Here is a 20,595-nt window from a genome sequence, read left to right as displayed (position 1 = left end):
TGTTGTATCACTTACATAATTCCTTCCATCTTTGATGAGTTTCGTTATGTCACCGGTTTTAGAATTGAGCACAACCGTATATAATCCATTATTAATCATTTTATTAGTTATAACTCCTTTGCTGTCATTAAAAGCACGCCCTTTAGAGATGCTAAAAGTGCTTTTGCCAAATTCCGGAACGTTATAGGCTATAAAAGCCAATTCTCCATTCGATAACCTTTGGGAAGGGACCTTTTTTCCTGTGTTATCTTTTACGAGATCTCCAGCTTTACTTAACCCAGCCGGAACTATGACAACATCAGTTCTCACCCATGAATTAGTATTGTATACGTCGATAAATCCTTCTTTAGGATTTGAAGGGACAAGTGCTACTTTTAATAATGAATCTGTTTTTCTTTCCGCATTTAATGCGAATGCCTGTTTATATTTCCATTGGCTTCGTACCTTATCATTATCTGGTTCGTCTGTGCTGTTATATGCTCCCCAGGTATGCTCATTAAACAAAAGCATGTTCTTCCAACTTTCATTAAAATCCGCATATGGATAATTTGGAAGTTTTCGAATCGCCCATATGGCGTCAGCTTGTTTTAATACTTCTGATGAATTTCTGTTTTTAGCGGTTTCACGAGCTCCTGACGATACTCCATCTGTCCAGTATTCTGTGTAATCGCCCGAATAAGTTGGGATTTCTTTCGAATATTTATGTTCAAAGTCATCAAAAAATTGTTTCACTGAGGTAATAACTAGTTTCGGTGATACAAAATGTTCATTCCAAGCTTTAACTGCGTCCGGAAGTTCAGGATCTATAGGCGCATTATCGCTCATCGCCCAGGTTAAGATCGACATGTCATATGGGAAATTTCTTTGTTCTAATTGCGCCAGATGACTGAATAGATAAGGATTCAAAAAGTTATCCGATGGTTTACCTGTATAAAAAGGTTTTGGATCATCGATTGAAAAGAAATTTGGAATTTTGGCACCCTTTAACCCATAACCAATGGAGTATGGAGGGCATTGCCAAAATAAGAGTTTTTGTTTTCCCGATGGAGATAACCAATAAAATGGTTTATCCTGCCATTGTGCCAAGTTGCCAATTCTGTCTGACGCATTTGGGCCGGATAGAAAATATCTGATTCCTGTTTGTTCTGCCTGGGCAGCCAAGCCCCACGATGCCCCGGGTACATCTCCCTGAAACATGGTGTGTATTTCGATTGCGTGCGCTCTGGCCATGCGCTGTGATTCAGCAAACATTTGCATCAACTGCCTGCTGTCGGTAAGGCTGGTATTAATGTTACCATATGCGCCGTCAAGGCTTATCCAACCCTTTTTTACTGCGTTCCAAAATCGTTCTTGTTTGGCGGGGGATGACAATTTTAAATAATTATCAACTACCCAAATAGCTTCAGTTGTCCATTTATAACGTGCGGCTTCAGGATAATTTTGTGTTTTTTCGGCAAGATCTATAGCTGCATCAATATTGTCCATGTGTAATTTAAGTACTTTTGGCTGAACATTGGTATAACCGATGTCTACGTGAGAATGGGGTAGGATGTAAATTTTCCAATTTTCTTTACATGGATAGGCAATTGCCCTGGCGATATATTTTTGTCCCTGGCTATTTAAAATCACTGTAATTTGTGCTGGTGATTTTATGACATTCCCGGGAAACGGAATTTCCAATTCAGTGATTCCCGATTTGCTGGCAGGTATGCTAATGTTTTCTGAAAAGTTATTGAAATTAATTTCAAGTTTTCCGCCCGAAAAACATTTACCCTCATTAAAAAGCAATCTGGCCATACGCCTTGTCTCTCCCTTATATTTTATAAAGGCTACAGTTGGTTGCACGGTTAGCGAGGTGAACAGCGTATCAACCGGCAACTTGGAAGCAAAGCAAGTGATAGTCAATAAGAGACTTAAAGATAAAAATAGTGGTTTTTTCATTTTTTAAATTTTCATTACAATAAGCAACTTGAATCCTTTACAAAAGCCTTTATAACTTTTGCAATTGAATCTCCATTGTTTTCAATTAAGAAACTTCCCGCATTAGCAGGAATAATAAAGGTTTCAGCGTAATTAAACTGCATGCGGCGCCCTCCGGTGACCACGGTAATACTTTCTCCCTCCACCAGGCTCATCACAAGGCATTGGTCATTAGTATTATCATTAATGCAGGTCTGAAATTCTAGGCGATGAATTGCGTAAAAGTGTTCTTGATGAGTAGAAAGTTCCATTATCCTCCATTGGGTACCCTCTTTTAATACTTTTGATGTAGAAATTAAGGTATCATTTACTACCTGACCCTTTCTGGTAAAATCAAGGTTTTCAAAAGCGCGGTTAATGTTCAATGGCCGTGGTAATCCATTAAGGTCAGGTCGAAGCCAGTCATACATTTTAAATGTAAAAATGTAAGGAGTTGCACTTATTTCGAGAACCAGATTACCTCGTCCTGAGCAATGAACAGTTCCGTTTGGGATCAAGAACAAATCATGCTTACTTGCCGGAAAGTATTGTATATATTTTTTGACGTCAACGGTGCTATTTTCGTCGAAACTAGATTGTAACGCATTTCGAAAAGTGTTTTTATCAATGTTCTCCTGAAATCCCAGATAGACTTCGGCACCGGGTTCAGATTCTAAAATATAATAAGTTTCATCCTGAGTAAAATCTTCTCCAAAATGTTCTTTGGTGTATGCTACAGAAGGGTGGCACTGCAAAGATAGATTGCCACCGTCTATTGTATCCAGAAAGTCGAATCTTATTGGGAATTTATGTCCAAAACGTTTTGCGGCTTTACCAAGTATAGCTTTGTTATCAAAGTATAAAAGACAATCTATCGACACCTCCATTAATAGATTATTGTTTTCAAGAACAATACCATTTTCAGGGGCTATCAGTTCGAAAGACCATGCGTAATTCTTAACAGTTTTGTTTAAGCCGTCAATATTATTTTTAATCCATTGACCACCCCATATTCCCGGTTCAAACCACGGCCTTGCTCTAAAAGCATTGCTGGACATATTAGCTAACTCTATTCTTAAATCTTTCCCGGTTAGCCAGTTAATATCATCGGGACGCTGTTCATCGACCATAAAATCAATCCGATGAAAAATGCGATGTTTATGTTTGTTTAAAACGACCCAGTCAATAAAATAAAATCTTTTATATTGTTTTTTGGGATCTTCCGGAAGGCTTTTGCCCAAATTTTTCACTGATCCGGCTCGGGACCGAAACTGCAATTCATTTTTTGGCAAATCAAAGTATACAATCGGGAATTCTTCTCCGGCCAATGCCGCGCCTGAACCAAATATTATATTGATACTGTTCGGAGCGATTTTTAACTCTGATATCCTATCTAACTCATAAAAATCGCTTAATTCTCCGGGATAGATTTTTCCAAAAAGCGGATCATCGCCGCCAAGGTAAGGTGAAACAAGATTCTCAATGATCTGATCTTCTTTTAAATAATCATCTATTGAAATCCAATTAATGGTTTTACCTTCTTTTTGAAAGGCAATTTCTGTCTGCCGTTTAACAAACGACCAGTTAACACCGATATACCCGTCAAAAACAATTGTCGTTGAATTTGTAAGCAACCTTTCGACAAGAGACGTATAACCAGAGTGAATGCGACTTTCGATGTTAAAAGAAGGATATATTTCGTACCGGTTCGAATTATTGTTTTGATATGATGAGGGCATCAAAAACTGTTCAGATTGCCTTATGTCATCAATTTCCAAAATTTTATCAATCATAATGTACAAACATATTATTTTATTTAAAAAAAACAAACCTGAAAATTTTTTAATAGAAATTTTTATAAAAAGTGGTAATTATTGCAAGAAAAAGTTAATTTATAAAAAATATCACTACTCTGCATGTAATGGAACTTGGAGTGAAATAAAAATTATACATAATAAAAATTGAATATGAATTTTTTTTATGTTTGTACATAATAATTAATAGTTAAAAGATATTATTGTCTTGGTAAATCATCAACCATGACTCAAAAATTCAACTGGTTAATTTCTACATGAAAAAAAGAGTTCACATTATTCTAATATTATTTGCAACGCTTTTTCAAGTTAAAATAGCAGTTAGTCAAAGTAAAGTTGTTCCAAAATCGACAACTTCAGATCAGATCACCTTTGCAATTAACAAAGCTTATCCATCCTGCATTAAATTATTTGCATATGATACGATTGCTAACCAGCAAGCTGGGCCGCAGTTTAGTGGAGTCGTAGTTACAAAGGACGGTTACATCTTGACTGTTGCACATACCACAATTCCAGGAAAAATTTACAAGGTAAATTTCCCCGACGGGAACCAAGCTATTGCAAAAGCGTTAGGAAACATAATTTTAACTGAATCTCCAAACCTTCCTGATGTTTCGTTAATGAAAATAATAACTAGGGGTGATTGGCCATTTGCTAAAATGGGCAATAGCGATAAACTAAAGGTAAATCAACCTTGCATTGGTATTTCATATCCGGAAACATTATCACAGAATTTTCCAACTGTTAGATATGGAGTAATAACTAGCACTGCTACCGAACAGAATATGATTCGGTCGACATGTAAAATGGAACCAGGAGATTCTGGAGGTCCGTTATTTGATTTTGATGGAAACGTCATCGGCCTGCATAGTGCAATTGAGTTAGATGAAAATGTCAATTTTGATGTTCCTGTTAATCTTTACCGGCAATACTGGTCTGCTTTAAACGAGATTATTACCTATAATGCGTTTCCATCTTCTATAGGAAATACCGATGGCTTAAAAATTATTGAAACAGACCATATACAAAAGGGGCATGAAATAAACATAAATTCTAAAGCTGTTAATAAGGCTAATCAAACAACTGTAATTATTACAAGCATTGTTAAGGGGATTAAGCGGCAAATACTAGGCTCAGTATTTCAGCCAAATAAGAGAATAAAGCATATCTATGCCGCCTATGTCATATCCAAAAATTCAGAAGTAGGAGAGGATGCAATAGTTTTATTTAGAGATGGGAAAAGAATTGTAGCCAAAGTTATTTCTAGGAACAAAAAATTTGACCTTGTTTTATTGGGCATTAAGGGACATTTTTCAGACTCGTTAAAATGGGAGGATTTATCAGATAACTTACAGGATACACTTTTTACCGGTAAGCCATTATTTTGTGTCAATGGCAAACAAAAAGTAATATCAGGAATCGCCGGTTCTACTATATTCACTTCACCAAAAAAATCAAGCCTTGCCTTTCTCGGCGCATTTATCAATGCTAATCAAAAGCCTTTTTATGTAACCAATGTCGTAGATTTTTCACCGGCATTTATAGCAGGCATAAAACAAGGCGACATCATAACTGCAATTGACGGACAGGCTATGGATAATCCGGAAGATTTCGGCTCAAAATTAATTACGTATTGGCCGGGAGATGCCACCAATTTTGAGCTATTGAGAAGTGGACAAAAATTAAAGTTCAAGGTAATCCTGGGGGCATGGCCCACGCACATAAGCGATCATCCAGCCGATCACTTCGCTGGAGGTAAAAGTGCGCGTAGGGATGGATTTGAGCAAGTATTTGCATATGATTGTAATATTAAATCAAACGAAGCAGGGAGTCCGCTTTTTGATTATAAGGGAAGTTTCGTGGGAATTAACATCGCACGCTTTAGTCGAACAACCACATTAGCTATACCGAGAAACATTATACTCAGGTTTATTTCTGTAACTGTAAAATAGTTTTTAAAGCACTAGAAATACCGGAAACAAATACGATTTTGATAACCATTGCGAATTTATTTTTTGATTTGGTATCTTTCGTCATATATTCTTTATGATATGAGGTCGCGAATATGTTTATTTTTAAAAAGCCGGCTAAATAATCATTATGATGCCGATAACAAGGGGTCATTTAATCCTATGAGGATTAAGCTTGTGACATTGGTTATCTGCCTGCAATTTTGGATGGCTATATCAGCAGCCGGGCAGACGACATATCCTATGGATGGTCACAAATTAAAACTAGCCATCGAAGCTGAAAAAATAGATTCTACAAAAATTCGGCTGTTTCAACAACTTCGAAAGTATTATGCTGGACAATATCTGATCTCACAAAATAAATATTATCTGGACAGCGCAATCCGTGCGATTAATGAGGCGATTAACATTAGTAAAAAAATACACAACGATTCGTTGAAATATCAAAGCATTAAATACCTCGGCCTTTCATATATTCAATCAGGCGACACAACAAATGCTCAAAAATGCCAGAAACAGACGGAAAAATATTTTTTAGATTCCCGTTATTTTAACTTAGCAATCAAATCGTGGATAGGTTTTGGTGAAGCGGCTGACCGAAAGGGGGTGCACAACCTTGGTATGGATTCTTATCAGAGAAGTTTGGCCTTATTCTATAAACATCCAACCGCTGGTAACGAAGCGGTAATCAGGTATCATATCGCACAGGAGTACTTTCTTTTAAATAATCCTGCGCGCGGAGAGAAAGAGGCCTTGGCCATTGTAGCAAAGTTCAATAATAAAAATATCAACCTTGATCAGGCAAAGGTTTTCTTAGCCGTCTATTATCAGAGTATCGGTGATTACAAACGCGCATTGAAATATTGCCTGGCTAGTGTAAAAGACGTTGAAAAATTCAGGGAGATTAGTGAACCGGATTTTTATTACGGCGAGTTGGCAGTATTATATGACGCACTTGGCGAATCTGAAAAGTGCATTTTTTATTATAAGAAAACACTAGAACTTCGTAATAAGACAGCAATTGAAGAAGAATTTCTGTTTAGAACATCTGGTTTTATTATAAAGAATTACATTAAACTCGGAAAAACAGACGCTGCAATAAATGAACTAATTAAAACCCAAAAACAACATAAGCCGCAAAGTCCGTTGGGCAAGGTGTTTAATATGCAAAATCAAGCATATTGCGATGACGCTTCAGGGAAAGTTGATATTGCAGAGCGCAGATATTTACAAGTAATTGCAGATTTAAAGTCCTTACAGTACAATGCAGTTATCGGGTTGGCTTACGAAGATCTCAGTAATTTTTATCTTTCACATAATCGTTTGAGCGATGCTCGTATAAGTGCTGAAAATATTGGTGCGAGCAGTGATTTATTTGAAATGAAAAGATTTGAGTTGCTTCGTTTCAAGATCGACTCGGCAAATAATGATGCTCATGGTGCTTTAGAGCATTTTATGAAATATACAAGGTTCCGAGATTCTATTTCGAATGAATCCAAAAGCAGAGATATTGCTGAACTCCAACTTCAATATGAAACAGATAAAAAGGAAAGCAACATCAAATTATTAACGAAGAACGGCCGGTTGCAGAAGGAACAACTGGAACAGGCTAACATCAATCAGAAATTTATTTTAGGTGGATCGGGTGTGCTTTTAATTTTACTTGGTTTGTTATACAATAGTTATCGCATCAATCAACGAAACGCTAATGAGATCGACAAAAAAAATACATCCCTTAACCTTATTGTTTTTGAAAAAGATGAGTTGTTGAAAGAAAAGGAATGGCTTATTAAAGAAATTCATCACCGTGTGAAAAATAACTTACAGATCGTTATGGGACTGTTACAGCGTCAATCATCATTTATAAGCAATAAAGATGCATTATCTGCAATACGGAATAGCGAACAACGAATGAATTCTGTTGCTTTAATTCATCAGAAACTTTACCAGTCCGAAAATGTCATGACGGTAAATATGTCCGATTACATTGATGAAATGGTTGGATATTTACAAGATTGCTTTGATTTGCGAGGTCAAATCAAATTTGAAAAGGAAGTTGACCTAATTGAACTTGAAGTTAATATAGCAGTTCCCGTAGGGTTAATTTTAAATGAGGCAGTTACTAACTCAATAAAATATGCTTTCCAAACAGATGAAATGGGTCTTATAAGAATTGCGTTGAAATGCATATCACCTAACTGTTATTCATTAATGGTATGCGATAATGGACGCGGCCTTCCTTCAAATTTTGATCTGCAAAAAACAAATTCAATGGGTTTTAATTTGATGAGAGGCTTGAGTAAACAAATAGGTGGCAAATTGATTGTTGCCTCCAATAATGGACTTGAAATTGAAATTAATTTTAAACTGCAATCATAAGAGTATAGTAGATTTAGCTTAAATGCAAATTCTCTCCGATAAGTGGGCAAGAATTTGCATTTAATATAACACTATCTAAATCAACGATAATCGGAGTCAATTAAAGATGTCCTATCGTTAATTGTCATTCGAGCAATCTCATCCTTTCTCATAAATTTTACTCCTGGATGCTGTAAAGCATAAGTTATAAATTGATCCATTACATTTACTTGTGTTGGCGTACCGCTTATTCTATCATGAGCGCTAAAAGACATCATCCTTCTTTTTGTAGCACCTTCTTTATAAAGTTGATCAAATTCAAGCTTTAGAGTTTCTAAAAATTGGGTAGAGGTAAAATTTCGCCCTTCCAATAATAGTATATCATTACACCTCAATGTATAAGGAACGACGACAAACTTTTTACCATCAACCGGTATAAGGAAAGGTTCATCACGGCTAAGATCATCTATATGGTATAAGAAACCTAATTCCTGCAAAATCTTTATTGTATTTGGACTTCTTCTCAGCCAATTGCAGTTATACCCTACGGTGGTTTGACCAGTAATACTTTTAATTAAATCGACGCTATCCTGGATGAATTTTTTTTCATCATCATACCCCATATTGTATTCAGGCGTCCAATACAAACCATGACCGGATAGTTCATGGCCACGTTTTACAATCTCTCGTGCTAAATCTGGACTTTTCTTTGCTGCTCCGCCTATAATATGACTGGTAACTTTTACATTGTGTTTATCCCAAAGATCCAACATGCGAGAAATACCTTCCTTGTATCCATATGTGAACCACGTTTTTGCAGGTAAATCTTTGTAGCCTTTTTCGAGATTAGCCGGAAAAGGACTATCAAAACCTATTTCAGGTTCACCGCCAGCTTCAAACTGCATTGAAACTGAAATCACTAACCTGGTGCCATCGCTCCATTTGGATCGTTCAGGCTGAATAGCATTGGATACTTTAGGTTGTGAAAATACCGTTTTTGGAAAAAGTAATGTACTCGCGCCTAACACGGAAGCGGTTTTTAAGAAATTTTTACGTGTGCTCATGCTATAATTTTAAATAAGGTTTTGTTTTCACTTTAATAGATTATTTTTTTCTGAAATTCTCGCAAAGCCAGCTTTCATTTTATTTAACATTGTCTTCAAAAAATATTCGGCAAGTGTCTTTGTAAGCCAACCGATTTGTACAGATGCCAGCACTTTGTTCAAAACACATATGGATGATTGGTGGTAGTGATTCTTTTCTAAGTCCAATTTTTAACGATTGTTAAACGTATTCGAAATCTACAGTCAAATGCGGAACCAATATTAAAATACATTGAAATTCAGTAAGTTAATGAAGTGGGGTGATTCCAATATCACTATATCTCGTTGAAATTCTTATCTCTCAACGATATTACGTTGTAGGTGAACAATATTATATTCAGTAAATCTTTCATTTCTGATTTTAAAGCCACTTTCATTGTATTTTATTGAAATTCAGTATTGGTCCTGAGGTTAATGTCTATAACAATAGCTAAATGAAGCAATCTGCGTTTTTGATAGTGTGAAGGCTATTTTTGAACAAAAAAAAGACCGCAAAACAGTTGTTAAAACTGATTTGCGGTCTAAGGTGACCTGGGAGGGGTTCGAACCCTCGACCCACTGATTAAGAGTCAGTTGCTCTACCAGCTGAGCTACCAAGTCATTGCCGGCATTTTTTACCGGGATGCAAATATACAATCTATCGCTGTAACTGCTAATGTTTTTCTATTTTATGCATTGAATAACTATAGAACCCCTCAATAAGGTTTTATATACCGTCGCTTGTTGCTTATCTAACAATGCTTTGATACATTTACCGCGTTACATTTTATCAACAGCATATTACTGGAAAAGGTTGGCTTTAAACTTTTACAGGTAGAGGACGTTGCCTCCGTATGGGGTTATGCAAGCGCCGAAACTGCTATTAAAGGCCTGCTGGCACCAGCCCGGTTGCAAAGGCAATAGCGCATAGCGGGTTTGATAAGGTATATGCCACCGTATCGCAGGCAATAGTGCCGTATACGCAAGCCAACGGGCATGTGGTGTATCATAACAAATTCAGGATCGCTATCGCCGGGAAATAGGGGTGGTTAATATTCGGCCAGTACGTTAAACGCAATACCGGCAATACCAACCTTTTCCCAATTGGCCTGGCTTGTTTCGCGCGAGATAACCGCGCCGCTGCCAAATAGGCTTAAATATGCCGTAAACATCAGGCCGCGGCCCTTGCCGTTCTCTATCCACTCCAGGCTGGCAAAAAAGTTATCGTCTACAAAAATGTTATAAGGCTCAAGGTTAACATGGATATCCTTTTGCCCCGCCAGCACATCTACATAAATATTTTGGTTTTGCAGCAACTTATCGGGCATGCCTTTCTTTAAACTGTAAAAATTAAGGCGAAGTCTTACCGGGTACGTTGAGACGTTAGAGATATGTACGTTGAATTTTTTAAGATAGGTTGGCGATTTCTTTATCTTAATTACGGTGCCTATCTCGTAACCCAACCTGTTATCACGAAACCCCGCGTTGCTGTCGTCTGATTGTGAAGTATTGCCCAGTACACCTTCTTTCCATTTACGGTTGTTAACCTTAACCTCTTTTAACTGAGTAACAGAGGGCTGTAGTAAAATAGTTTTATGGGCATCGCTAACAAACGCCGATACCCGGTAGGTTTGTGCTATGTAGCCTATCATGGATAGCTTTAAGCTGTCGGCATCGTGGTTGGCAAGGTTTAACTTATAACGGCCCGCGCTATCGGTAACAGTACCTACGCTTTTGCCAATTATGCCCACGTTTACATAGGGCAGGGGCTGGTTGGTTTTGGCATCTTTAACCAGGCCTTCAAAAGTTTGGGCGTTGGCTAATAAAGAGGGAAATATAAAAAGGGCAACAAACAGGATGCGTTTCATATAGGTAAGACGTGTTTGTTGCCCCATTAGTTACGCCATAGCGTACAATTCTTCGCGTTGTTTCTGTACTACGTCGCTGTTGATGTATTCGTCGTAGGTCATTAACTTATCAATGATACCGCCGGGTGTTATCTCGATGATACGGTTGGCTACGGTTTCTACCAGTTCATGATCTCGTGAGGTGAAGATGATGTTCCCCCTAAAGTCCTTCATGCCGTTGTTTAACGCCGTAATAGATTCCAGGTCGAGGTGGTTGGTAGGCTCATCAAGCAAAAGCATATTGGCCGATTGCAGCATCATACGGCTAAACATACAGCGCATTTTTTCGCCACCCGATAGTACGTTGCTTTTCTTTAATACTTCCTCGCCGCTAAACAGCATACGGCCTAAAAAGCCACGGATGAACTGATCATCTTTTTCGCCTGCCGAATATTCGCGCAGCCAATCGATAAGGTTGTCGTCTTTACCTTTAAAGTATTCGGCGTTATCAATAGGGATATCGGCCAGGTTAACGGTTACACCCCATTTAAAGCTGCCGGTAAAATCTTTATCGCGGCCGGTTAAAATTTCGTAGAAGGCAGATGTTGCCAAACTGTTTTGTGATAGCACAGCAATTTTATCGCCCTTGTTTACCATCAGGTTAATGTTGGCAAACAGCACCTCGCCGTTAAGCTTTTTAGTAAGTTTTTCGGTTTGCAGTACCTGGTCACCAATTTCGCGGCCCTGGTTGTTAAATATAATTCCCGGGTATTTACGGTTTGATGGCTGGATCTCGTCGAGGTTGATCTTATCCAAAGCCTTTTTACGACTGGTTGCCTGTTTGGATTTTGAAGCATTCGCGCTAAACCTGCGGATGAACTCCTGTAGTTCTTTCACGCGGTCTTCGGTCTTTTTGTTTTGATCGCTGCGCTGTTTCAGGGCCAACTGGCTCGATTCGTACCAGAAGGTGTAGTTACCGGTATAGATGGTCATCTTGGCGAAATCAATATCCACCACATGCGTACACACGGTATCCAGGAAGTGCCTGTCGTGCGATACTACAAGTACAATAGCTTCGTATGATGCCAGGAAATCTTCCAGCCAGGTAATGGTGTGGATGTCCAGGTCGTTGGTAGGCTCATCCAGTAACAAAATATCGGGTTTACCAAAAAGGGCCTGTGCTAATAACACGCGTACTTTTTGGGTGTTATCAAGGTCTTTAACCAGTTTATAGTGAAATTCTTCTTTAATGCCTAAGTTACTCAATAGGGTAGCTGCATTGCTTTCGGCATTCCAGCCATCCATTTCAGCAAAAAGGTTTTCCAGCTCGCCGGCGCGTTCGCCATCAGCATCGCTAAAATCTTCTTTTAAATAGATGGCATCTTTCTCCTTCATAACGGCGTACATTTCTTTGTAGCCCATCATAACGGTTTCAATTACAGTAAATTCATCAAAAGCGTAGTGGTTTTGGCTTAAAACAGCCATACGCTCGCCCGGGGTAAAACTAACCGACCCGCTTGTAGGATCGATCTCGCCCGAAAGGATTTTCATGAAGGTTGATTTGCCTGCGCCGTTTGCCCCAATTATACCATAGCAATTGCCCTGGCTAAATTTAAGGTTAACATCTTCAAAAAGTGTGCGTTTGCCGTAGCGTAAAGATAAATTTGATACCGTGATCATGCGTGAACTTATATTTTGCGCAAAAATACGGTAAATAGTTAATTTATTTTAACCGTGGGCTAAATTAGGTTGATGAATGATGAAGCAGGCATATTAATCTACACTATGCTGACCGATTGAGGAGCACCTTCTACGCTATTTAATGTAATAAAAAAATATTGTAACAAAAATGTTGGCTAATGATGCAATTAATGCATAAATTAGGTTTTGGAATAACTATTGAATTATAGTATCCGTAACAGAGTCAAAAACCCCCTAATTAATTTTTATGACTATTGTAGTAACGAGTCTTTTTATTGTGAATGCACTGGTAGTGGTGCAACACCTTAAAGTAAAAAGATCTTAAGCCCCCGGAAAATGAGGTTCAACTAACTTAGCCTCGATGCTAAGTTAGTTGTTTCCTCGTCGACAAGCTTTTGTAGCGGCCCCGATGCAAGCATCTTCATCATCATATTAAGGCTGGCGGTAATGGTAAACGCAGCCTGGGTAGCCCCGTCAACTTCGCTCAGTTCCCATTTCAGTTCCATATCAAACGGTGGTTTTTCTGCAGGTATTATTCTTACCAGCGTATCGGCCACCCGTTCCTCTATCTTTAATGAAAGTTTGGTGATGTTTTGGATATTAAAACTTGCCACATCAGTGGTTGATGTCCAATCCACAATGTTATCCGGCATCAGCTGCCTATGGTTGTTCATGTCCGCTAAAAACGCGTACACCTGTGCTTCCGGTTTGTTAACCGTTACCTTGCTTTCAAAAACGCTCATACTCATATTATTGTCCCCAGGTTGAGGGTTGTGTACGCCATTGTTTTAATACATCCGTATCGGCAGCAGATATATACTGGTGCTCTTCGGCGTATTTTAATAAAGCGTTATAGTTAGATAAGGTAATGAAAGGGCATTTTGCCTCTTTAAAGTTTTCTTCGGCTATATCAAAGCCATAGCTAAATATAGCGGCAAGGCCTGCAACGGTATAACCCGCATCGCGCAATGCCTGAACAGCCTGTAAGCTGCTTTTACCTGTTGATATCAGGTCTTCAATAACTACCACACGCTGGCCCGGAGAGATCTCGCCCTCAATAAGGCTGCCTGTTCCGTGTTCTTTTGCTTTAGCGCGTACATATATAAAAGGTAAGCCCATTTCCTGCGCTACCAAAGCGCCCTGTGGTATGCCTGCTGTAGCTACACCTGCTATACAGCCAACCGAGCCAAATTTTTCTTGTATGGCTGATGTAAGCTGCTGCCTGATGTAAGTACGGATAGTAGGGTGCGATAGCGTAATCCGGTTATCGCAATAGATGGGAGATTTCCATCCGGATGCCCATGTAAAAGGATTAGTAGGTTGTAGTTTTATTGCTTTAATTTGCAGCAGAAATTCGGCTACTTGCTGCTCGGTCTCACTATTAGTTAACATGGCTCAAAAATACAGAATTTATATTAACGAAAAAGTGGTTTTACTAACCGTGAAATCACCCAAATTTGCAGAACATTATCAAAAGATTGATGCTGAGCACTTTGATTTGAAAATTGTTTACCACTGGGTTGATAAACAGCCGGGTAAATTATTTTATGTGCTTTGCGATGACGCCAAGGCATTCTTAAAAAAGGTGATCAAAAACAACATGCTGATAGAAGCGGCCGGTGGCTTGGTAACCAACCAGAACGGCGACCACCTGTTTATTTACCGTAATGATAAGTGGGACCTGCCCAAAGGTAAAATAGAAAAGAAAGAGAAAACCAAAATTGCCGCTGTGCGCGAGGTTCAGGAGGAGTGTGGCATAAAGGTGGGTAAGCTGGAATATGGGATCTGCAAAACCTACCATACCTATATCTACAAAGGCGAAGTAGTACTCAAGAAAACGTATTGGTTTAAAATGCGCTATAAAGGCAACGCTAAGCTGGTACCCCAGTTAGAGGAAGGCATAACCGATGTACGCTGGTTTAAGGACGAAGAAGTGCCAACCATTGTTAACAATACATTCCCATCCATTATTGATGTGCTGGAGAAAGAAGAGCTGATTACAGATACGGCAATGCTTCCTTCGGAATAAACTGGGCAACGTCGCCATTGTACCTGATTATCTCGCGCACGATGCTGGAGCTGATGGAGGAGTACCCCGGCTTGCTTACAATAAAGATGCTTTCAATTTCGGGCTCAAGGGCATGGTTCATCTGGGCTATGGCCTTTTCGTACTCAAAATCTGATACGGTGCGGATACCGCGGATCATATAATCGGCACCAATGCTTTTACAAAAATTGACCGTAAGGCCCTCGTAAGCAATAATATGGATGCGCTCATCATGTGCAAAAACCGCCCTCAGCATATCCTCGCGTTTGCTAACGCTAAGCAGGCCCTGCTTGGTGCTGTTTACCCCAATGCCAATGTAAACCTTATCAAACAAGGCAACACTGCGTTTTACAATATCAACGTGGGCTTTGGTAACCGGGTCAAAGGAGCCGGGGAAAAGGGCTATTTTCATACTGATGATGATGTTATTGCTTGTTCAAAAGTAAGGATTATTTGATTAACTTTTAGCTAAAAGCCGCGCGTCATTGGAGGTACGAAGCAATCTCTCGATAGGCTCAACCATCCGTCATGAAGGCGCTACCGCAAGCGTCCCGCTTGTGGCCGCATGCCTGGTAAACTGATTGCATCGCGCTATATAAAGCTTAGCTTATTCATTACCGCCCTAAACCCACAAGCGGGACGCTTGCGGTAGCAGAGGGATTATTTGATTATAAAGCATGCAATCGCCCGGCTCCAGCCGGGTGATAAATATTAGGCGGCATCTTGCCGCAGTAATCCAGGCGGCCGGAGGCCTTATAATAGTGGTCACTCGGCTGGAGCCGGGCGACGGTATAGTTTACTTACCTCACCAACCCATTTATCTGCGCGTATTGCAGCAGCATCATGGTTTTGGCATCTTTTATCTCACCGCTTTTTACCATCTCTAAAGCTTTAGTAAATGGCAGCTCCAGCACTTCAATGTGCTCTGTTTCTTCTTCCAGGCCGCCGCCATCGCTTACCTTCATTTCATTGGTGTATTCGGCTGTAAAAAAGTACAATATCTCGGTAACCGAACCCGGCGACATATACGCCTCAAATGCTTTTTGTACCGATGTTATCTTATAACCAGTTTCTTCCTCCGTTTCCTTACGGATGCAGTCTTCGGGGTTATCTTTATCCAGCAGCCCGGCGCAGGTTTCAATCAGGTAGCCATCAGCATTGCCGTTTAAATAGGTTGGCATCCTAAACTGGCGGGTAAGTATCACCGTTTTGTTTGCCTTGTTGTATAATAGTATAGTTGCGCCGTTACCACGGTCGTAAGCCTCGCGAGATTGCGCCTGCCATTTGCCATCGCGTGCTAATAGTTCATAGGTTACTTTTCTAAGCGTGTACCAGTTGTCGGATAGGACAGTGGTTTGCAGGTTGCGGATGTTTTCACTCATAACGAGAGGATAGGTTAGTTATGCTTTAAAGAACGAGAACGACGAGTGCCCGTATTTGCGCTGCTCTACAAAAGCAGGGTGGTTGCTCAGGTTTTGCATGCTTTGATGCTCTACTATCAGCATGCCGCCTTCTAAAAGCAGGTTTTTCTCAAATACAATTTTGGGTATCTCGGGTATCTTGTTCAGGTCGTAGGGTGGGTCGGCAAATATCAGGTCGTATTGCTCGGTTTCCAGGTCAAGGTATTTAAAAACGTCGGCTTTAAAAACCTCTATCTGGGTTAACCCGTGCTGGCGTGATGCATCTTTAAGGTAATGTACACATTGTATGGCGCGGTCAACCCCCGTAACTTTTTCCGCTCCGCGCGATGCAAACTCCATGGCTATGTTGCCGGTACCGCTAAACAGGTCAAGCACTTTGATGTCCTCAAACTCAATCTGGTTTTGCAGGATGTTGAACAGGGCCTCCTTAGCAAGATCGGTAGTAGGCCTAACGGGTAAGTTTTTTGGCGGGTTAAGCCTTAAGCCCTTTAGTTTTCCTCCGATGATGCGCATAGCGATAAAGCAGAAAGGCTAAGTATTTTATGAGGGGCAACCCTGTCAGGAAGGGTAAGCAGGCGGATGTTGTTCAGCTGTACATCACCAAAAAAGTCTTTCAGGTATGTAAAGTACCTGTCGCTGTTATTGATATCGCCGCTGATGATCAGCTTTGCATCCTCCGGCTTAATTTCCAGCTCGGTGGTTACCAGGGCGCTGAAATAGGCAAGCTCTTCGTGGTTTTTAAAGCTGAAGTTATTGTAAAAGCGTAGTTTACTGTTAGTGAAATTCACTACCGATACCACATCGTTACCAATATTTAAATAAACATTATTACTTAAAGGGTAATCGGCAGCTATGGCCTTTATCCATCCGGCATCAGTAAAAATGGTGTTTTGGTTGTCAAGGTCTTTTACCGCATAGGTTAACATTTCGTCAACCTTATAAATAATGATGTTTTGGCTGTCTAAAGCTTCTGCATTTACTTTCTCGGTATTACTTACATCAAGCAGGCGGGCAAAGTCGGCAATACGGTTGCTGTCAAAAAGGCTTTGGGGTAATAAGGTGAAGCCCGTGCTGGCTAAACCGATAATCACTTGTTGGTAATTGGCGGTTAAAATATCAAGTAGTTGCTGCGGGTCGCGCAGCTCATCAGGCGAATAATTTTCGCCCCATGCTAAAAGCTGTTTGCCGGATAGTACGGCATAATTAAAGGTGTTAGCATCAACCTGTAACAACAGGGTATAGCTGTGGGCCTGGGTCAGGCTTAGTTCGTCGCTGGTGTAATGGTGTCTGTTCTCGCTCATGCAGGTTAACAAAAGTAATATTTTTTCCTGATTAGTAAATTAACATACTTATCACAAATACTTTGCCTTTATTGATGCCCGGCAATTTACTCACCCCGACATCGCTTCGCTTGTCGGCCCTCTCTGCTACGCAAAGAGGGTGAGAAGAAAAGCAAAACCCTCTTTGCGCGCAGCGAAGAGAGGGTGGTCGAGCGTAGCAAAGACCGGGTGAGTAAATTGCGGTGGCATTTCGAATCTTCCTAACACCTATCGTGTTGTCACCAACAAGCCGCCATGCATAAAGGCTTTGCTATTCAAAACCTCTTTAAAAGATGTTGATGATAATACCACAAAGGCGGAAAATCGCTCTTTTAAATCGCCTTATCGGCTATGCACAATCTATTTTTAATGTTTACGCTCTTCAATTACTTTATGCTGTACTATGATGATATATAACAAAATAAATACAATGGAGTAAATACCGATGTTTTGTGCTATAGTACCAACACTCAAAGATCTAATGGATTCAATAATAGCCTTTTGTAGTTGCATGTAAGTTGGATGTTTAAACAAATACCATGCTTTTACAACTAAAAAGAATATATGTTTTTTATTATTATAATATATTTAGTTAATTTAATTAAAGGGTAATATTAAGCACCTGCTACTCTTTTTTTGTCGTTTCAAGAAAGTCCCTGCGCATGTAAATCATCATCCAAAACCTGTTAACGGTTTCGCACTTGTTGGTGTTGTCACCAACAGCCGCCATGCATAAAGCGTCGCTATTCAAAACCGTCCTCAATATTGTTGGTGACAACGGCAAAAATCTTTTTTCTTCACCCTCTTTGCGCAGCAGAGAGGGGCGACCAGCGTAGCGTAGTCGGGGTGAGTAAATTACCGGGCGGTATAAAATCATTAATGAAAATAATTAACCCGTGCCGGTTATCTATTTCGCGTACTTATCCCCATTTTTGTGCTGTGTCAGTATTAAACGATATCAGCAAGAGTTTTCCGCACCAGCCTACGCCGCAGCAACAGGAGCTGTTTGGTAAGCTGCACGCCTTTTTAACCAGCGGCGAAGAAGATGATTGCTTTATACTGAAAGGTTACGCAGGCACCGGCAAAACCACCATTGTGGGGGCACTGGTGAAAGCGCTGCCTATGTACAACTTTAAATCGGTACTGTTGGCCCCAACGGGCAGGGCAGCTAAGGTAATAACCAACTACAGCGGCCGTAAGGCGTTTACCATTCACAAACGCATCTATCGTAAAAAATCGGCCCTGAACGTGGATGAATCGTTCGCCATTGCCGAGAACATGAACTCCAACACGCTTTTTATAGTTGATGAGGCATCCATGATATCTGACACCCTGAGCGGCAACAACCGAGATACCCTGCTGCACGACCTGGTGACCTACGTTTATAACACCAAAAACTGCAAGCTGCTGCTGGTTGGCGATACCGCCCAGTTACCCCCCGTAGGTGCCGATGACAGCCCCGCGCTTGATGAAAAACTGATGAAGGCTGATTATGGCCTCACCGTTTACAGCTACGAGCTAACGGATGTACTGAGGCAGCAAAAGGATTCGGGTATATTGTATAATGTAACCAACGTGCGCAATATTATCCGCGAAGGCAAAGAGGTGATGCCGCAAATTGTGACAAAAGGTTACAGGGATGTTTACCGCATGGGCAGCGATATGCTGGAAGAAGGGCTCAATTATGCCTATAGTAAATACGGGCATGATGGTACGCTGATCATTTGCCGCAGTAACAAAAATGCTAATTTGTATAACCGGCAGATCCGCGGGCGCATACTGATGCGCGAGGAGGAACTAACCGGCGGCGACCAGCTGATGGTGGTGAAGAACAATTACTTTTGGCTGGATGGCCAGGAGGAGGGCAGCACCGGCTTTATTGCCAATGGCGATATTGCCCGTGTAAAAAAGGTGCGCCGTATTGAGGAAATGTACGGTTTTAGGTTTGCCGATGTGCAGCTGGAGTTTACCGATTACGTGGAAGACCCGGTGCTGGATTGCAAGATATTACTGGATACGCTGTATAGCGAAGCGCCCGCACTGCAACCGATAGACCAGAAGCGCTTTTACCTGGAAGCCATGAAGGATTATGACCATATCCCCAACAAGCGCGCCAAGCATAACGAACTAAAGTTGAACCCATATTACAACGCCTTACAGGTAAAGTTTGCCTATGCTATTACCTGCCACAAAGCCCAGGGCGGCCAGTGGGAAACCGTTTTTGTTGACCAGGGATACCTGACAGACGAAATGGTAAACACCGATTTTTTACGCTGGTTTTATACCGCCTGTACCCGCGCTACCAACGAGCTTTACCTGGTTAATTTTAACAAGAAGTTTTTTGTTGGCGGGAGCGAAGAGGAATAGGTGTATTCATGTATTCGAATGCCCCCTGCCGCGACGGACAAACAAAGGATGGTTTCAATTAGTATGAAACACTTCTTCCATACTGCTCCAGATCTGGCCTTTGGCCTGTGCATCCGGCAGGGGGATCTGCGTAGGGTCGGTTTGTTTCCACCATTGTTGAGTGGTGGGGTCGGCAGCCATTTTTTTCATATCGGCGTTAAAATCATCACCGGTATATTCAAAGTAACTAAACAGGTAAGGCTTGCCGTTTATTTGTTTCAGGTAGATGGAGTAGTTACGGATGTTGCACTCCGTTATTTTTTTTAAAACAGCAGGCCAGGCGTGTGCGTGTAGACTTTTGTATTCCTGTACTTTATCGGGCTTTAGCCCGGTAATGCCGGCATAACGTTTAATGGCGTGTACAGGCTCGCTGCCTGGTTTGGCTATATATACAAACGCGAGTGAGCAAAACGCTGTTAGGGTAATTACAAAAGCTTTCATAAACTAAGTTTTTATAACAGGGATGGTTTCTGCATTCCCGTTAATTTCTAAAATGATAACGCTATCATTTTCATCAGGCATAGTACCGGGCACTGTTAATTGGATACCCGCATCTGTTTGCTTAAAGCGTACCGCTACACCATTAAACAGGCTGGCTTTGTTAACCCTAAAATTTGGCATCGCCGGTATGGTAATTGTGTTGCCAGTTGTATTAAACAAATGGATATACA

17 protein-coding genes and 1 tRNA gene are annotated in these 20,595 nt (G+C 40.5%); 4 read left to right on the top strand and 14 right to left on the bottom strand.

The genetic code is table 11. The features are described from left to right. Nucleotides 1-1,941: hypothetical protein (locus tag WC615_RS14950; RefSeq protein WP_372978887.1), on the bottom strand; the 1,941-nt coding region annotated here is incomplete at its 3' end. Nucleotides 1,942-1,955: 14 nt separating this feature from the next. Beyond that, the gene (locus tag WC615_RS14945) at nt 1,956-3,752 is read right to left on the bottom strand and encodes a class I mannose-6-phosphate isomerase (RefSeq protein WP_372978886.1); all 1,797 of its coding nucleotides are present in this window, start codon (nt 3,750-3,752) and stop codon (nt 1,956-1,958) included. Between the two features lie 278 nt (nt 3,753-4,030). Between WC615_RS14945 and WC615_RS14940 the strand changes: the two genes are divergently transcribed. Beyond that, nucleotides 4,031-5,725, top strand: coding sequence for a S1C family serine protease (locus WC615_RS14940; RefSeq protein WP_372978885.1), 1,695 nt, complete (start codon nt 4,031-4,033; stop codon nt 5,723-5,725). A 180-nt stretch (nt 5,726-5,905) separates the two neighbouring features. Further along, entirely contained in the window at nt 5,906-8,122 is a 2,217-nt protein-coding gene (locus WC615_RS14935; protein WP_372978884.1) for a histidine kinase dimerization/phosphoacceptor domain -containing protein, read from the top strand. 80 nt (nt 8,123-8,202) lie between these two features. Here WC615_RS14935 and WC615_RS14930 read toward each other — a convergent pair whose 3' ends face one another. From WC615_RS14930 to pyrE, 6 genes are all read right to left on the bottom strand, one after another. Next, the gene (locus WC615_RS14930; RefSeq protein WP_372978883.1) at nt 8,203-9,165 is read right to left on the bottom strand and encodes a polysaccharide deacetylase family protein; all 963 of its coding nucleotides are present in this window, start codon (nt 9,163-9,165) and stop codon (nt 8,203-8,205) included. Nucleotides 9,166-9,731: 566 nt separating this feature from the next. Then, nucleotides 9,732-9,804, bottom strand: a tRNA-Lys gene (locus WC615_RS14925). A 428-nt stretch (nt 9,805-10,232) separates the two neighbouring features. Next, nucleotides 10,233-11,051, bottom strand: a complete 819-nt coding sequence (locus tag WC615_RS14920; RefSeq protein WP_372978882.1) for a carboxypeptidase-like regulatory domain-containing protein — start codon at nt 11,049-11,051, stop codon at nt 10,233-10,235. Between the two features lie 30 nt (nt 11,052-11,081). After that, the gene (locus WC615_RS14915; RefSeq protein WP_372978881.1) at nt 11,082-12,710 is read right to left on the bottom strand and encodes an ABC-F family ATP-binding cassette domain-containing protein; all 1,629 of its coding nucleotides are present in this window, start codon (nt 12,708-12,710) and stop codon (nt 11,082-11,084) included. 368 nt (nt 12,711-13,078) lie between these two features. Then, nucleotides 13,079-13,474 (bottom strand): SRPBCC family protein, encoded by a 396-nt coding sequence (locus tag WC615_RS14910; RefSeq protein WP_372978880.1) that lies wholly within the window; start codon nt 13,472-13,474, stop codon nt 13,079-13,081. A 7-nt stretch (nt 13,475-13,481) separates the two neighbouring features. Next, entirely contained in the window at nt 13,482-14,123 is a 642-nt protein-coding gene (gene pyrE / locus WC615_RS14905; RefSeq protein WP_372978879.1) for an orotate phosphoribosyltransferase, read from the bottom strand. 49 nt (nt 14,124-14,172) lie between these two features. Between pyrE and WC615_RS14900 the strand changes: the two genes are divergently transcribed. Beyond that, nucleotides 14,173-14,760, top strand: coding sequence for an NUDIX hydrolase (locus WC615_RS14900; protein WP_372978878.1), 588 nt, complete (start codon nt 14,173-14,175; stop codon nt 14,758-14,760). Here WC615_RS14900 and coaD read toward each other — a convergent pair. From coaD to WC615_RS14880, 4 genes are all read right to left on the bottom strand, one after another. Then, a complete protein-coding gene (gene coaD, locus WC615_RS14895) occupies nt 14,729-15,190 on the bottom strand; it encodes a pantetheine-phosphate adenylyltransferase (RefSeq protein ID WP_372978877.1) in 462 nt (153 codons plus the stop codon). The two genes, WC615_RS14900 and coaD, sit on opposite strands and share 32 nt — an antisense overlap. Nucleotides 15,191-15,578: 388 nt before the next feature. Then, nucleotides 15,579-16,160, bottom strand: a complete 582-nt coding sequence (nudK, locus tag WC615_RS14890; protein WP_372978876.1) for a GDP-mannose pyrophosphatase NudK — start codon at nt 16,158-16,160, stop codon at nt 15,579-15,581. Between the two features lie 18 nt (nt 16,161-16,178). Further along, a complete protein-coding gene (gene rsmD / locus WC615_RS14885) occupies nt 16,179-16,712 on the bottom strand; it encodes a 16S rRNA (guanine(966)-N(2))-methyltransferase RsmD (protein ID WP_191174575.1) in 534 nt (177 codons plus the stop codon). Next, nucleotides 16,688-17,500: a DUF3822 family protein gene (locus WC615_RS14880; protein WP_372978875.1), complete on the bottom strand. Its 813-nt coding sequence runs from the start codon at nt 17,498-17,500 to the stop codon at nt 16,688-16,690. Before WC615_RS14880 ends, rsmD begins: the two co-directional genes overlap by 25 nt. Before the next feature lie 957 nt (nt 17,501-18,457). Between WC615_RS14880 and WC615_RS14875 the strand changes: the two genes are divergently transcribed. Further along, a complete protein-coding gene (locus WC615_RS14875) occupies nt 18,458-19,885 on the top strand; it encodes an ATP-dependent RecD-like DNA helicase (RefSeq protein WP_372978874.1) in 1,428 nt (475 codons plus the stop codon). A 54-nt stretch (nt 19,886-19,939) separates the two neighbouring features. On the opposite strand, the gene WC615_RS14870 is transcribed toward WC615_RS14875, so the two are convergent. Then, nucleotides 19,940-20,365, bottom strand: a complete 426-nt coding sequence (locus WC615_RS14870) for an L-rhamnose mutarotase (RefSeq protein ID WP_372978873.1) — start codon at nt 20,363-20,365, stop codon at nt 19,940-19,942. 3 nt (nt 20,366-20,368) lie between these two features. Then, on the bottom strand, nt 20,369-20,595 hold a 227-nt coding region (locus WC615_RS14865), incomplete at its 5' end, for a hypothetical protein (protein WP_372978872.1).

Source organism: Mucilaginibacter sp. (assembly GCF_041663085.1).
In the GTDB taxonomy this organism is placed as follows: Bacteria; Bacteroidota; Bacteroidia; order Sphingobacteriales; family Sphingobacteriaceae; genus Mucilaginibacter.
The sequence above is the reverse complement of the archived record's forward strand: the minus strand, read 5'-3'. Positions and strand labels throughout refer to the sequence as shown.